Below are 13,309 nucleotides of genomic sequence, written 5' to 3'. Positions count from 1 at the left end.
ATTCATTTTTTACAAAGACTTGGAACGGTTGAAGTAAAATTCTGGTCTACACGCGGTATGCTTTCATTCTTCTGACGCCGGTGCGGCGTCGCTCTCATCACAGGTAACTGCCTTGTTGAATTCCCTGCTCGATTTTCTTTCCCACGGGCTCCTGCGTTTTTCGTGGTGGCAGGTCGCGTTGTTCGCGCTCGCCGTCACGCACGTCACGATCATCGGCGTGACCGTCTACCTGCACCGCTGCCAGGCGCACCGCGCGCTGGAGCTGCATCCGATCGCGAGCCACTTCTTCCGTTTCTGGCTGTGGATGACCACCGGCATGCTGACCGGCCAGTGGGCCGCGATTCACCGCAAGCACCACGCGAAGTGCGAGACCGAGGAAGATCCGCACAGCCCGCAGACGCGCGGCATCTGGAAGGTGTTCCTCGAGGGCGCCGAGCTGTATCGCGCGGAAGCGAAGAACGAAGAAACGATGCGCAAGTTCAGCCACGGCACGCCGAACGACTGGCTCGAGCGCAACGTCTACTCGAAGTACCCGATTCTCGGCATCAGCATGATGATGGTGATCGACGTCGCGCTGTTCGGCGTGCTCGGCCTCACCGTGTGGGCCGTGCAGATGGTGTGGATCCCGTTCTGGGCGGCGGGCGTCGTCAACGGCTTCGGTCACTTCTGGGGCTATCGCAATTTCAACTCGGCCGACGCGAGCACGAACCTGTTCCCGTGGGGCATCGTGATCGGCGGCGAAGAGCTGCACAACAACCACCACACGTTCGCGACGTCGGCGAAGCTGTCGAACAAGTGGTACGAGTTCGACATCGGCTGGATGTACATCCGCATCATGTCGGCATTCGGTCTCGCGAAGGTGAAGAAGGTCGCGCCGACGCCGCGCCTGAACAAGCCGAAGACGGTGCTCGACCAGGAAACGCTGCAGGCCGTGCTGTCGAACCGCTACGAAGTGATGGCGCGTTACGGCAAGGCCGTGAAGCGTGCGTACCGCCAGGAGCTCGCGCACCTGAAGGAACTCGGTTCGAGCGAGAAGTACCAGTTGATGCGCGGCGCGCGCAAATGGTTCCACAAGGACGCCGACGGCCTCGACGAGCCGCAGAAGAAGCTGCTGCCGGAAATCTTCGCGAACAGCCAGAAGCTGCATACGTACTTCCAGCTGCGCCAGGATCTCGCCGCGATCTGGGATCGTTCGACCGCCTCGCGCGAACAGCTTCTCGCGCAATTGCAGGATTGGTGCCATCGCGCAGAACAAAGCGGCATCAAGGCGCTGCAGGAATTCGCGACACGCCTGCGTCGCTACGCCTGATTCGAAATCGATTAGAATCTCAGGACGTCACAAACCCCGCGTTGGCGGGGTTTTTTCATTTGGGCCGCCGGTTTTTGACGGACCGGCAGCACCGGGATTGGTATGAGGCTTGGGGCCGGCGTAAGTGTTGAAGCACTCACTCCGGCTGACCGCGAAGCATGGGACCCAAGTAAGCGCTGAAGCGCTAACTTGGGTCGACCGCATAGCATGGGGCATGAGTAAGCGCTGAAGCGCTAACTCCTGCCGACCGCGAAGCATGGGGCCGGAGTAAGTGCTAAAGCACTCACTCCGGCCGACAGGAGATATGGAGATGCAATCGACGATCAAACCCGTCGAGTACGACCGGCCCGTCGCAGCAGGGACCGTGTGCGGCGTCGGACAGGCATGGGCCAAGGTGCCCGACGCGCCGTCCGCCGAGGAGCGCGCTGCGCTGAAGGCACGCATCAAGGCGCTGCTCGCCCGTGAAAAGGCCGTGCTCGTCGCCCACTACTACGTGGATGCCGAACTGCAGGAACTGGCCGACGAAACGGGCGGCTGCGTGGCCGATTCGCTCGAAATGGCCCGCTTCGGCCGTGACCACGACGCGCAGACGCTGATCGTTGCCGGCGTGCGCTTCATGGGCGAAACCGCGAAGATCCTGAGCCCGAACAAACGGATCCTGATGCCCGATCTCGATGCGACCTGTTCGCTCGACCTCGGCTGCCCGGTCGACGAATTCTCGGCATTCTGCGATGCGCATCCGGACCGTACCGTCGTCGTCTACGCGAACACCAGCGCTGCCGTGAAGGCGCGCGCGGACTGGATGGTCACGTCGTCGATCGGTCTCGAGATCGTGGCCGACCTGCACGCGCGCGGCGAAAAGATCATCTGGGCGCCGGACCGTCATCTCGGCAGCTATATCCAGAAGAAGACCGGCGCGGACATGCTGCTGTGGCAGGGCTCGTGTCTCGTCCACGACGAATTCAAGGGCATCGAGCTCGACCTGCTGCGCGCCGAATATCCGGACGCGAAGGTGCTCGTCCACCCCGAGTCGCCGGAAAACGTCGTCGCGCAGGCCGATGTCGTCGGTTCGACCACGCAATTGATCGACGCGGCCGTCAAGTTCGATGCGAAGCGTTTCATCGTCGCGACGGATCTCGGCATCCTGCACAAGATGCAGCTGGCCGCGCCCGGCAAGACCTTCATTGCCGCGCCGACGGCCGGCAACAGCGCGACCTGCAAGAGCTGCGCGCACTGCCCGTGGATGGCGATGAACGGCCTCGCGAACCTCGCCGACGTGCTCGAACGCGGTCACAACGAGATCTTCGTCGATCCCGCGATCGGCGAGCGTGCGCGTTTGCCGATCGACCGGATGCTCGAATTCGCGGCTGCGCACAAGAAGCGCGTGCAGGCGAGCGGCGATCTGCAGCGCGACCAGTCGCTGTTCGCGAACGTGGGGGCGGCATGAGCAACGCCGTATCCCCGCTGTTCGAAGCCGTCCGCGCCCAATACGGCGCGGCATTCGACGAAGCGATCGCGCGTAACGTGGCCGACGCGATCGCCGAAGACGTCGGCACCGGCGACCAGACCGGGCGGCTCGTGCCGGCCGGCGAGCGGCGCCGTGCGCGGATCATCGTGCGCGAGGAAGCCGTGCTGTGCGGCGTACCGTGGTTCGAGGGCGTGATCGCCCGGATCGATTCGTCGATCGTCGTGCAATGGCGCTATCGCGAAGGCGACCGGATGACGCCTGATTCGATCGTCTGCGAACTCGAAGGGCCGGCGCGCGCGTTGCTGACGGCCGAGCGCAACGGGCTGAATTTCCTGCAACTGCTGTCGGGTGTCGCGACGGCGACGCGCCGTTACGTCGAACGCGTCGAAGGCACGCGCGCGAAGATCCTCGATACGCGCAAGACGCTGCCGGGGCTGCGGCTCGCGCAGAAGTACGCAGTGCGCGTGGGCGGCGGCGAGAACCAGCGGCTCGCGCTGTACGACGGCATCCTGATCAAGGAGAACCACATCGCGGCGGCAGGCGGTGTCGGCGAGGCGCTCGATGCGGCGTTCGCGCTGGAGTCAGGTGTGCCGGTGCAGATCGAAGTCGAGACGCTCGCGCAGCTCGACACGGCGCTCGCGCATCGCGCGCAGTCGGTGCTGCTCGACAACTTCACGCTCGACATGATGCGCGAAGCGGTGCGCGTGGCGGATGGCAAGGCCGTGCTCGAAGTCTCCGGCGGCGTCAATTTCGATACGGTGCGTGCGTTCGCGGAGACGGGCGTCGATCGGATCTCGATCGGCGCGCTGACGAAGGACGTGCGGGCGACCGACTATTCGATGCGAATCGTCGACTGACCGAACGTCGTCCGATCAGACAAAAAGCCGTTGGCGCGCAAACGCCAACGGCTTTTTTCTTGTGCTGCGGCCGCCGCCGGGCAGGGCGGCGCGCCGCTCAGCGGCGCACGCGCGGCGTGAGCACGCTCGGCAACGCCTTCGGCAGCGTATGCGGCCAGTCGCGGCTGTAGTGCAACCCGCGGCTTTCGCGGCGGGAGTGCGCACTCTTGACGATCAGCGTGGCCACGTCGACCAGGTTGCGCAGTTCGAGCAGATCGCGTGTCACGCGGAAGTTCGCGTAGTACTCGTGGATCTCGTCGCGCAGCAGCGACAGGCGATGTTTCGCGCGTTCGAGGCGCTTGTCGGTGCGCACGATGCCGACATAGTTCCACATCAGGCGGCGCAGTTCGTCCCAGTTGTGTGCGACGACGACTTCCTCGTCCGCATCCGACACACGGCTTTCGTCCCACGCGGGCAGCGTGGCCGGCGTGTCGGCGTCGAAGCCCGCCGCCTCGATCGCCTCGGCTGCCGCGCGGCCGATCACGAGACATTCGAGCAGCGAGTTGCTCGCGAGCCGGTTCGCGCCGTGCAGCCCCGTGTACGACGTTTCGCCGACCGCATACAGGCCGGCGAGATCGGTGCGCCCCGCGAGATCGGTGACGACGCCGCCGCACGTATAGTGCGCGGCCGGCACGACGGGAATCGGCTGTTTCGCGATGTCGATGCCGAATTCGAGGCAGCGCGCATGAATCATCGGGAAGTGTTCGCGCAGGAACGCTTCCGGCTGATGGCTGATGTCGAGATACACGCAGTCGATCCCGCGCTTCTTGATCTCGAAGTCGATCGCGCGCGCGACGATGTCGCGCGGCGCGAGCTCCGCGCGCGGATCGTGCGAGGGCATGAAGCGGGTGCCGTCGGGCAGCTTCAGCAGGCCGCCTTCGCCGCGCACGGCCTCCGAAATCAGGAACGACTTCGCATACGGATGGAACAGGCAGGTCGGGTGGAACTGGATGAATTCCATGTTCGACACGCGGCAGCCCGCCCGCCATGCCATCGCGATGCCGTCGCCGGTCGCGGTGTCGGGGTTCGTCGTGTACAGGTAGACCTTGCCGGCGCCGCCGGTGGCGAGCACGGTGTGCGGCGCCTCGATCGTGATCGTGCGGTCGTTGTCGACGTCGAGCGCATACAGGCCGTGACAGCGGCGGCCGGGCAGGCCGAGCCGGTCGGACGTGATCAGGTCGATTGCGTGGTGGTTTTCGAAGAACGTGATGTTCGGATGCTGGCGCGCCCGTTCCGACAGCGTCGCGAGCACCGCATGGCCGGTCGCATCGGCCGCATGGATGATTCGCCGGTGGCTGTGGCCGCCTTCGCGCGTCAGGTGAAAGCCGAGTTCGGCCGCGTCGTCCTTCGTGAACGGGACGCCTTGCGAGATCAGCCATTCGATGGCTTCGCGCCCGTGCTCGACGATGTAGCGCGTCGCGCCTTCGTCGCACAGGCCGCCGCCGGCGACCAGCGTGTCGTCGACGTGGTTCTCGATACTGTCCGCCGAGTCGAGGACCGCCGCGATGCCGCCTTGCGCGTTATCGCTCGCCCCCTCCATCATCGAACGTTTCGCGATCAGTGCGACACGTCGCGTGCTGGCCAGGTTGAGTGCGACCGACAGCCCTGCCAGGCCGCTGCCGACGATCGCCACGTCGAATTTCATGCTGCATCTCCATCGTTACGCTTTTGATCTTGTGCGTTCCGGCGGCCGCGGCCGCGGAAAGGGGAGAGCATACCGCGTCGGGCTCGAGCGTGCGCGCAAAACACGCGCAAAACAAAAAGCCCCGCATGTGCGGGGCTTTTCGGTCGCCGTCAGGCTGGCAGAAACCGGAGCGGAGATTACTTGATCTTGGTTTCTTTGTATTCCACATGCTTGCGGACGACGGGATCGAACTTCTTGATCGCCATCTTTTCCGGCATGTTGCGCTTGTTCTTCGTGGTCGTGTAGAAGTGACCCGTACCAGCGGTCGACTCAAGCTTGATCTTGTCGCGGGCGCCTTTTGCCATGATTGTGCTCCTTGGGCTTAGGCTTCGCCGCGTGCGCGCAGGTCAGCGAGCACGGAATCGATGCCGTTCTTGTCGATCAGGCGCAGGCCGGCGTTCGAGACGCGCAGGCGCACCCAGCGGTTTTCGCTCTCAACCCAGAACCGGCGGTTTTGCAGGTTCGGGAGGAAGCGGCGCTTCGTCTTGTTGTTGGCGTGGGAAACGTTGTTGCCGCTCATCGGCGCTTTCCCAGTTACTTGGCATACGCGTGCCATGAGAGCACTCCTAATACGCTAAATTCGGGGTTCGATCGCCGGTGAAGGTTCCATCGCACCGCCACGTGATCCATGGCTGCACTCAGAACGCCGTAGCCCTTACAGACAAGGCCCTTCGATGGCTAGAACTGGTTGGAAAAAAGACAGACGACGATTCTAGCAGAAAAAGTTCAGAAAAATCAAACCTAATTTCGCTTCGTCGTTGCGGCGCCCTGGGATGGGCCGCCGCGCCACAGTCTACAGCCAACCGGCCCGCGCGAACGAGAAAGTATCGCTGACGCCGACGACGACATGATCGAGCAACCGTACGTCGACGAGTTCGAGCGCGTCCTTCAGCACGCGGGTCAGGCGGCGGTCTTCCGCGCTCGGCTGCACCGCGCCCGACGGATGGTTGTGCGCGACGATCAGCGCCGCGGCGTTGTGTTTCATCGCGCGGCGCACGATCTCGCGCGGATAGACGGCCATGCGTGTGAGCGAGCCGCGCGCGATTTCCTCCATGTCGATCAGGCGGTTGCGCGCGTCCAGATAGACCGCGATGAACACTTCGTACTGGCGCGTGCCGATCTTCAGTCGCAAACAATCCTCGACGGCACCGGGCGAGTCGATCTGCATCCGTTCTTCCGCCTTCTCCACCAGCATGCGCCGCGCGATCTCGGTGACCGCGACGAGTCGCGCCGAGCGTGCGGGGCCGATGCCGGGGTGCGCCTCGAAATCGTCGGCGGTCGCTTCGAGCAGCCCGTGCAGCGTGCCGAACTGATCGACCAGTGCGCGGGCGGTGACGAATACATCGTGACCGGGCTTGCCGGTGCCGAGCAGCAGCGCGATCAGCTCGTCGTCGGTCAGCGCGGCCGGCCCGCGTTCCAGCAGCCGTTCGCGCGGCCGCTCGGGCCGCCAGTCGCCCGGACGGCGCCTGCGCCGGTTGATCGGGATGACGCGGCCGGGCGGATCGGCCGGCGTATCGGCGGTGTCGCGGCATTCGGCCGACGGCAGGATGGGGCAGGGAGACAGCATGGTCGGAACTCCATTGGCGGCGGGCGGCGGGCGCAACGTCGTCGCACTTTCCGCCTTGCACGCTCAGGTGACTTACAATATTGGCTTTGCGCCGGGCCATTCGGCCGTAGCGGGCGCCGACTGAACGAGTAATTCATGAGCCTCATCGATCTATCCGAAGTGAAGCCCGGTTCCCACGTCACGTTGCATTACCGGCTGGCACTGGCCGACGGCGCCGACATCGTCAACACCTTCTCGGACAAGCCGGCCACGCTGTTGCTGGGCGCGGGGCAACTGGCGCCGTCGCTGGAACAGATTCTGCTCGGGCTCAGGGTCGGCGACCATTCGACTTTTCAGCTAGCCCCCGATCAGGGGTTCGGCCCCCGCAATCCGGACATGCTCCAGCGCGTGACGCTGTCGACGCTGCGCGAGAACGGGATGGTCGGCGACGATTTCACGCCGGGCGAACTCATCGAGTTCAATGCGCCGGATGGCGGTCGCTACGCGGGGGTGCTGAAGGAAGTCAGCGAGACTTCCGCGCTGTTCGACTTCAATCATCCGCTCGCGGGCCAGGCGCTCACGTTCGAAGTGAAAATCATCGGAATCCTGTAATCATGAGTACCACCGATACGCTGTCCGGGCAGACCGTCGCCGCCGACGCCGAAATCCTGCTGGCCCAGCCGCGCGGTTTCTGCGCGGGCGTCGACCGCGCGATCGAGATCGTCGAGCGCGCCATCGCGATGCACGGTGCGCCGATCTACGTGCGTCACGAAATCGTCCACAACAAGTACGTGGTCGAGGATCTGAAGAAGAAGGGCGCGATCTTCGTCGAGGAGCTCGAGGAAGTGCCGGCCGGCAACACCGTGATCTTCAGTGCGCACGGCGTGTCGAAAGCCGTGCGCGACGAGGCCGACGTGCGCGGGCTGCGCATTTACGACGCAACCTGCCCGCTCGTCACGAAGGTGCACGTCGAAGTGGCGAAGATGCGCCAGGACGGTGTCGACATCGTCATGATCGGGCACAAGGGCCATCCCGAAGTCGAAGGCACGATGGGCCAGGTGGAGCGCGGCATGCACCTCGTCGAAAGCGTCGAGGACGTGCAGAAGCTCGAGCTCGCCGATCCTGAGCGCATCGCGCTCGTCACGCAGACGACGCTGTCCGTCGACGACGCGGCCGAGATCATCGGCGCGCTGAAGGCGAAGTATCCGAAGATTCGCGAGCCGAAGAAGCAGGACATCTGCTACGCGACGCAGAACCGCCAGGACGCGGTGAAGTTCATGGCGCCGCAATGCGACGTCGTGATCGTGGTCGGTAGTCCGAACAGCTCGAACTCGAGCCGGCTGCGCGAAGTGGCCGAAAAGCGCGGCGTGGCCGCGTACATGGTCGATGCACCGGACCAGATCGATCCCGCATGGGTCGCCGGCAAGCGCCGCATCGGCGTGACGGCCGGCGCGTCGGCGCCCGAGGTGCTCGCCCAGGCCGTGATCGCGCGGCTGCGCGAACTCGGCGTGCGCAACGTCCGCGCACTCGACGGCATCGAGGAAAACGTGTCGTTTCCGCTGCCGCGCGGGTTGAACCTGCCGCCCGCCGCCTGATTGCCGCATCGCACTCCGCGGAACACCGAAGCGCGCCCTCCCGGCGCGCTTTTTTTGTGCCTCGACATTCAAATCGCAACCATTATTCCCGGTCATGGTGCAACCCGGTTGCTCCGGCTGCGCCCAATCGTGTCTCAAAATTGGTTGCAATGCAGGAAAACCCCATCGAATCAGGAATATTGGCGTCCTATAAATGGAGTTACAATGCGCCCGTTTTCAAGCCGGAATGGCTTTGAAATCGGGATTTGGCAAGGCGCGGGAGACCATTCAATGCATGTGAAGTTGGCTTACGCCGTGTCCGTCGCCGCACCGGTTGCAATGCTTGCCGGCTGCAGCAAAAAGAGCGACGACGAGGCGGGCAGGGAGGCCGCGGGGGGCGCGGCACCATCGGCCGGCGGCGTGCGCGTCGCCGGAGCCGGACGTGCGGCGCCATCGGCGCGCCGTATCGCGCAACTGGGCAGGGACAAGGAAAACGGGGCACGTTTGACGAGTTTGACGATCGAGGAAATCCACGCGCGCAGCCTGGCGACCGGGCCGGCAGCGGGCATGCCGGCTGCGTCGCGGCCAGCCGCCGATCGACGGATGCCGGATGCTCACGGCCTGGCCGGCAGCGTGCCGAGGCCACTGTCCCCCCTTCAATTCGATTCGACGAAACAGCGCGCCGCCGCGACCGACCGTGTCGCGACGCGCAGTCTGGTTCGTACGATGGATTCCGATGCAGTCCTGACGAAAGTCGGGCGCGGCTGTCGCAACGCCCTCGCCGGCGACGCGACGCGGAATCCGATCCGTCCTGGCGCGATGCTTGCATGGCACTGGACGGGCCAAGGCACGGATGCCGGGAAACCGGACGACGGCCGTCTCGGCATGCTGCCCCACGACTTCAAGGAGGCCACGAACACCGTCCTCGATGTCGTGACGATTTAGCGACGGGACTCATGACGGCACCGGAACAGTGCGGTGCCGTTTTTGTATCCGCTTCGGCGGCAGGTCCGGCCGTACAGGCCGGGCGGCGCGCGCCGGAACGATCCACCCTTACCGGTATCGACTAGTACCCGCAGTGTCGCCGAGAAGGCGCGATTCCTCGCTTACCCGCGGGGCGCAACGTCCTCCGGCAGCACGGGCCAAGGAGCTTTAAATGGATATTTTCGTCCAGCAGGTTCTCAACGGGCTGGTGCTCGGCAGTGTGTACGCCATCATCGCGTTGGGATACACGATGGTGTACGGCATTCTCGGCATCATCAACTTCGCGCACGGCGACGTGCTGATGATCGGCGCGATGGTCGCGCTGTCGGCCATCACCGTGCTGCAGAACCACTTTCCCGGACTCGGCAACGTCGCGACGCTGACGATCGGCCTGGGCATCGCCGCGGTCGTCTGTGCGTTCGTCGGCTTCACCATCGAACGCGTCGCATACCGGCCGCTGCGCCGCGCCCCGCGTCTCGCCCCGCTGATCACCGCGATCGGCGTGTCGATCCTGCTGCAGACCGCTGCGATGATCATCTGGTCGCGCAACCCGCTGCCGTTCCCGCAGTTGCTGCCGACCGACCCGATCAACGTGATCAAGGCCACCGACACGACTCCCGGCGCCGTGATCTCGGTGACTGAAATCGTGATCATCGCGGTCGCGTTCATCGTGATGGGCGGCCTGCTGCTGCTCGTGCACAAGACCAAGCTCGGCCGCGCGATGCGCGCGATCGCCGAAAGCCCGAATACGGCGAGCCTGATGGGCGTGAACCCGAACTTCGTGATCTCCGCGACGTTCATGATCGGCTCCGCGCTCGCCGCGCTGGCCGGCGTGATGATCGCGTCCGAATACGGCAACGTGCACTTCTACATGGGCTTCATCCCCGGCATGAAGGCGTTCACCGCGGCGGTGCTCGGCGGGATCGGCAACCTCGGCGGCGCGATGGTCGGCGGCGTGCTGCTCGGCCTGATCGAGCAGCTCGGGGCCGGCTACATCGGCAACCTCACGGGCGGCGTATTCGGCAGTAACTACCAGGACGTGTTCGCCTTCGTCGTGCTGATCATCGTGCTGGTGTTCCGTCCGTCGGGCCTGCTGGGCGAACGGGTCGCGGATCGCGCGTAACGGAAGGGGAGCAAACAACATGACATCCATTCAACCGATCGAATCGTCGACGTCGCTGGTCGAAGAGCGCAATACCGCCAAGACCGTCGTCATCGGCATCCTGACCGCCGCGTTCGTGATCGCCGCGCCGATCATCATCGGCTCGGCCGGCGGCAACTACTGGGTCCGCGTGCTCGACTTCGCGATGCTGTACGTGATGCTCGCGCTGGGCCTGAACGTGGTGGTCGGCTTCGCCGGCCTGCTCGACCTCGGCTACATCGCGTTCTACGCGGTGGGCGCCTACACGGCGGCGCTCCTGAGCTCGCCGCACCTGACCTCGCAGTTCGAGTGGATCGCGGCGCTCGCGCCGAACGGGCTGCACGTGCCGTTTCTGCTGATCGTGCCGATCGCGATGGCGCTGGCGGCGACCTTCGGGATCCTGCTCGGCGCGCCGACGCTGCGCCTGCGCGGCGACTACCTGGCGATCGTCACGCTCGGCTTCGGTGAAATCGTCCGGATCTTCATGAACAACCTCGACCGTCCGGTGAACATCACCAACGGCCCGAAGGGGATCACGGGCATCGATCCGGTGCACGTCGGCGGCTTCAACCTGTCGCAGACGCATACGCTGTTCGGCTTCCAGCTGCCGTCGGTGTACATGTACTACTACCTGTTCGTGCTCTGCTCGCTGCTGGTGATCTGGGTGTGTACGCGTCTGCAGCACTCGCGTATCGGCCGCGCGTGGGCTGCGATCCGCGAGGACGAGATCGCCGCGAAGGCGATGGGCATCAACACCCGTAACGTGAAGCTGCTCGCGTTCGCGATGGGCGCGTCGTTCGGTGGCCTGTCGGGCTCGATGTTCGGCGCGTTCCAGGGCTTCGTGTCGCCCGAGTCGTTCACGTTCTGGGAATCGATCGTCGTGCTCGCCTGCGTGGTGCTCGGCGGCATGGGCCACATCCCGGGCGTGATCCTGGGCGCGGTGCTGCTCGCGATCTTCCCGGAATTCCTGCGCTCGACGATGAGCCCGCTGCAGCACGCGCTGTTCGGTCATGACATCGTCGACACCGAAGTGATCCGTCAGGCGCTGTACGGCCTCGCGATGGTGATCATCATGCTGTACCGCTCGGAAGGCCTGTGGCCCGCGCCGAAGCATGAGGACAAGATCGCGAAACTGGCGAAGCGCAACAGCAAGAAGCCGGTGCGCGCTTAACCTACGGACAAGGGGATACACACATGAGCGACAAGCAAATCCGACTGTCCGTCTCGGGCGTGAACAAGCGCTTCGGCGGGCTGCAGGCGCTGTCCGACGTCGGCCTGCAGATCCGCGAAGGCGAGATCTACGGTCTGATCGGCCCGAACGGCGCCGGCAAGACGACGTTCTTCAACGTGATCACGGGCCTCTATACGCCCGACTCCGGCGACTTCAAGCTGGACGGCACGAACTACACGCCGACGGCCGTGCACCAGGTGGCCAAGGCCGGCATCGCGCGCACGTTCCAGAACATCCGCCTGTTCGGCGGGATGACGGCGCTCGAGAACGTGATGGTGGGCCGCCACGTGCGCACCAAGCACGGGCTGCTCGGCGCGGTGTTCCAGACGCCGGCCGAACGCCAGGAAGAGCGCGAGATCAAGGAGCGCGCGATCGAGCTGCTCGAATACGTCGGCGTGCTGCAGTACGCCGACTACACGTCGCGGAACCTGTCGTACGGTCACCAGCGCCGGCTGGAAATCGCCCGGGCCCTCGCGACCGACCCGAAGCTGCTCGCGCTCGACGAGCCGGCAGCCGGGATGAACGCGACCGAGAAGGTCGAACTCACGCGCCTGCTCGACAAGATCCGCTCGGACGGCCGCACGATTCTCCTGATTGAGCACGACGTGAAGCTCGTGATGGGGCTGTGCAACCGGATGACGGTGCTCGATTACGGCAAGGTGATCGCCGAAGGTCTGCCGCAGGACGTGCAGAAGAATCCGAAGGTGATTGAGGCATATCTCGGCGCAGGGGTGCACTGATGGCAGCGGCAATGTTGAAAATCAAGGGCTTGCAGGTCAACTACGGCGGCATCCAGGCCGTCAAGGGCGTTGACATGGAAGTCCGTCAGGGCGAGCTCGTGACGCTGATCGGTGCGAACGGCGCCGGCAAGACCACGACGATGAAGGCGATCACCGGGCTGAAGCCGTATTCGGCCGGCGACATCGAGTACGAAGGCAAGTCGATCAAGGGCATCCCGTCGCACGAGCTGCTCAAGCGCGGCCTCGCGATGGTGCCGGAAGGCCGCGGGATCTTCGCGCGCATGTCGATCATCGAGAACATGCAGATGGGCGCGTACCTGCGCAACGACAACGAGCAGATCAAGAAGGACGTCGACCGGATGTTCGGCTTCTTCCCGCGCCTGAAGGAACGGGCGACGCAGCTCGCGGGCACGCTGTCGGGCGGCGAGCAGCAGATGCTGGCGATGTCGCGCGCGATCCTGTCCAAGCCGAAGCTGCTGCTGCTCGACGAGCCGTCGATGGGGCTGTCGCCGATCATGGTCGAGAAGATCTTCGAAGTGGTTCGGGAGATCTCGAAGGAGGGCATCACGGTGCTGCTGGTCGAGCAGAACGCACGCCTCGCGCTGCAGGCGGCCGACCGCGGCTACGTGATGGATTCGGGCACGGTCACGATGGAAGGCGACGCGAAGCAGATGCTCGACGATCCGAAGGTGCGCGCCGCGTATCTGGGCGAGTAAGCGATGGACTGAGCGGGCCC

Annotated in this window: 14 protein-coding genes; 10 read left to right on the top strand and 4 right to left on the bottom strand. The window is 64.8% G+C overall.

The annotated features are described in order from the left end of the window. The first annotated feature begins 112 nt into the window (after nucleotides 1-112). The 3 genes from JMF86_RS12460 (at nucleotide 113) to nadC (ending at nucleotide 3,634) form a co-directional block, all read left to right on the top strand. A complete protein-coding gene (locus JMF86_RS12460; RefSeq protein ID WP_006478042.1) occupies nucleotides 113-1,309 on the top strand; it encodes an acyl-CoA desaturase in 1,197 nt (398 codons plus the stop codon). Nucleotides 1,310-1,619: 310 nt separating this feature from the next. Beyond that, nucleotides 1,620-2,756 (top strand): quinolinate synthase NadA, encoded by a 1,137-nt coding sequence (gene nadA, locus JMF86_RS12455; protein ID WP_006478043.1) that lies wholly within the window; start codon nucleotides 1,620-1,622, stop codon nucleotides 2,754-2,756. After that, entirely contained in the window at nucleotides 2,753-3,634 is an 882-nt protein-coding gene (nadC, locus tag JMF86_RS12450; RefSeq protein ID WP_011546009.1) for a carboxylating nicotinate-nucleotide diphosphorylase, read from the top strand. The genes nadA and nadC overlap by 4 nt, the downstream gene beginning before the upstream one ends. Before the next feature lie 97 nt (nucleotides 3,635-3,731). Here the strand turns inward: nadC and nadB are convergent, their stop codons facing one another. From nadB to radC, 4 genes are all read right to left on the bottom strand, one after another. Beyond that, on the bottom strand, nucleotides 3,732-5,318 hold the full coding sequence (gene nadB / locus JMF86_RS12445; protein WP_011546008.1) for an L-aspartate oxidase: 1,587 nt from the start codon (nucleotides 5,316-5,318) through the stop codon (nucleotides 3,732-3,734). Nucleotides 5,319-5,494: 176 nt separating this feature from the next. After that, on the bottom strand, nucleotides 5,495-5,662 hold the full coding sequence (gene rpmG, locus JMF86_RS12440) for a 50S ribosomal protein L33 (RefSeq protein WP_006478046.1): 168 nt from the start codon (nucleotides 5,660-5,662) through the stop codon (nucleotides 5,495-5,497). Nucleotides 5,663-5,679: 17 nt separating this feature from the next. Beyond that, nucleotides 5,680-5,913, bottom strand: coding sequence for a 50S ribosomal protein L28 (gene rpmB / locus JMF86_RS12435; RefSeq protein ID WP_004186391.1), 234 nt, complete (start codon nucleotides 5,911-5,913; stop codon nucleotides 5,680-5,682). A 237-nt stretch (nucleotides 5,914-6,150) separates the two neighbouring features. Then, a complete protein-coding gene (radC, locus tag JMF86_RS12430; protein ID WP_011546007.1) occupies nucleotides 6,151-6,924 on the bottom strand; it encodes a DNA repair protein RadC in 774 nt (257 codons plus the stop codon). A 135-nt stretch (nucleotides 6,925-7,059) separates the two neighbouring features. On the opposite strand from radC, the gene JMF86_RS12425 reads away from it, so the two are divergent. The 7 genes from JMF86_RS12425 (at nucleotide 7,060) to JMF86_RS12395 (ending at nucleotide 13,289) form a co-directional block, all read left to right on the top strand. Then, on the top strand, nucleotides 7,060-7,515 hold the full coding sequence (locus JMF86_RS12425) for a peptidylprolyl isomerase (RefSeq protein WP_006488950.1): 456 nt from the start codon (nucleotides 7,060-7,062) through the stop codon (nucleotides 7,513-7,515). Between the two features lie 2 nt (nucleotides 7,516-7,517). Then, nucleotides 7,518-8,498: a 4-hydroxy-3-methylbut-2-enyl diphosphate reductase gene (gene ispH / locus JMF86_RS12420; RefSeq protein ID WP_006488968.1), complete on the top strand. Its 981-nt coding sequence runs from the start codon at nucleotides 7,518-7,520 to the stop codon at nucleotides 8,496-8,498. A 270-nt stretch (nucleotides 8,499-8,768) separates the two neighbouring features. After that, nucleotides 8,769-9,422 carry a hypothetical protein gene (locus JMF86_RS12415; protein WP_011546005.1) on the top strand — a complete coding sequence of 218 codons (654 nt, stop codon included), beginning with the start codon at nucleotides 8,769-8,771 and terminating at the stop codon, nucleotides 9,420-9,422. Between the two features lie 211 nt (nucleotides 9,423-9,633). Then, nucleotides 9,634-10,584 (top strand): branched-chain amino acid ABC transporter permease, encoded by a 951-nt coding sequence (locus JMF86_RS12410; RefSeq protein ID WP_006478051.1) that lies wholly within the window; start codon nucleotides 9,634-9,636, stop codon nucleotides 10,582-10,584. Nucleotides 10,585-10,603: 19 nt separating this feature from the next. Next, the gene (locus JMF86_RS12405; protein ID WP_006478052.1) at nucleotides 10,604-11,773 is read left to right on the top strand and encodes an ABC transporter ATP-binding protein; all 1,170 of its coding nucleotides are present in this window, start codon (nucleotides 10,604-10,606) and stop codon (nucleotides 11,771-11,773) included. Between the two features lie 23 nt (nucleotides 11,774-11,796). Further along, nucleotides 11,797-12,573: an ABC transporter ATP-binding protein gene (locus JMF86_RS12400; protein ID WP_006478053.1), complete on the top strand. Its 777-nt coding sequence runs from the start codon at nucleotides 11,797-11,799 to the stop codon at nucleotides 12,571-12,573. Then, a complete protein-coding gene (locus tag JMF86_RS12395; protein WP_006478054.1) occupies nucleotides 12,573-13,289 on the top strand; it encodes an ABC transporter ATP-binding protein in 717 nt (238 codons plus the stop codon). The genes JMF86_RS12400 and JMF86_RS12395 overlap by 1 nt, the downstream gene beginning before the upstream one ends. Nucleotides 13,290-13,309: the final 20 nt, after the last annotated feature.

The sequence above is a fragment of the Burkholderia sp. E168m15 genome (assembly GCF_016586105.1).
In the GTDB taxonomy this organism is placed as follows: Bacteria; Pseudomonadota; Gammaproteobacteria; order Burkholderiales; family Burkholderiaceae; genus Burkholderia; species Burkholderia orbicola.
The sequence above is the reverse complement of the archived record's forward strand: the minus strand, read 5'-3'. Positions and strand labels throughout refer to the sequence as shown.

Excerpts from the sequence above, each read along its gene's own strand:
- ispH (WP_006488968.1), top strand. The coding sequence starts at position 7,518 with ATGAGTACCACCGATACGCTGTCCGGGCAGACCGTCGCCGCCGACGCC.
- JMF86_RS12405 (WP_006478052.1), top strand. The coding sequence starts at position 10,604 with ATGACATCCATTCAACCGATCGAATCGTCGACGTCGCTGGTCGAAGAG.
- JMF86_RS12415 (WP_011546005.1), top strand. The coding sequence starts at position 8,769 with ATGCATGTGAAGTTGGCTTACGCCGTGTCCGTCGCCGCACCGGTTGCA.
- nadA (WP_006478043.1), top strand. The coding sequence starts at position 1,620 with ATGCAATCGACGATCAAACCCGTCGAGTACGACCGGCCCGTCGCAGCA.
- nadC (WP_011546009.1), top strand. The coding sequence starts at position 2,753 with ATGAGCAACGCCGTATCCCCGCTGTTCGAAGCCGTCCGCGCCCAATAC.
- rpmB (WP_004186391.1), bottom strand. The coding sequence starts at position 5,913 with ATGGCACGCGTATGCCAAGTAACTGGGAAAGCGCCGATGAGCGGCAAC.
- JMF86_RS12400 (WP_006478053.1), top strand. The coding sequence starts at position 11,797 with ATGAGCGACAAGCAAATCCGACTGTCCGTCTCGGGCGTGAACAAGCGC.
- JMF86_RS12425 (WP_006488950.1), top strand. The coding sequence starts at position 7,060 with ATGAGCCTCATCGATCTATCCGAAGTGAAGCCCGGTTCCCACGTCACG.
- JMF86_RS12410 (WP_006478051.1), top strand. The coding sequence starts at position 9,634 with ATGGATATTTTCGTCCAGCAGGTTCTCAACGGGCTGGTGCTCGGCAGT.
- JMF86_RS12395 (WP_006478054.1), top strand. The coding sequence starts at position 12,573 with ATGGCAGCGGCAATGTTGAAAATCAAGGGCTTGCAGGTCAACTACGGC.
- nadB (WP_011546008.1), bottom strand. The coding sequence starts at position 5,318 with ATGAAATTCGACGTGGCGATCGTCGGCAGCGGCCTGGCAGGGCTGTCG.
- rpmG (WP_006478046.1), bottom strand. The coding sequence starts at position 5,662 with ATGGCAAAAGGCGCCCGCGACAAGATCAAGCTTGAGTCGACCGCTGGT.
- radC (WP_011546007.1), bottom strand. The coding sequence starts at position 6,924 with ATGCTGTCTCCCTGCCCCATCCTGCCGTCGGCCGAATGCCGCGACACC.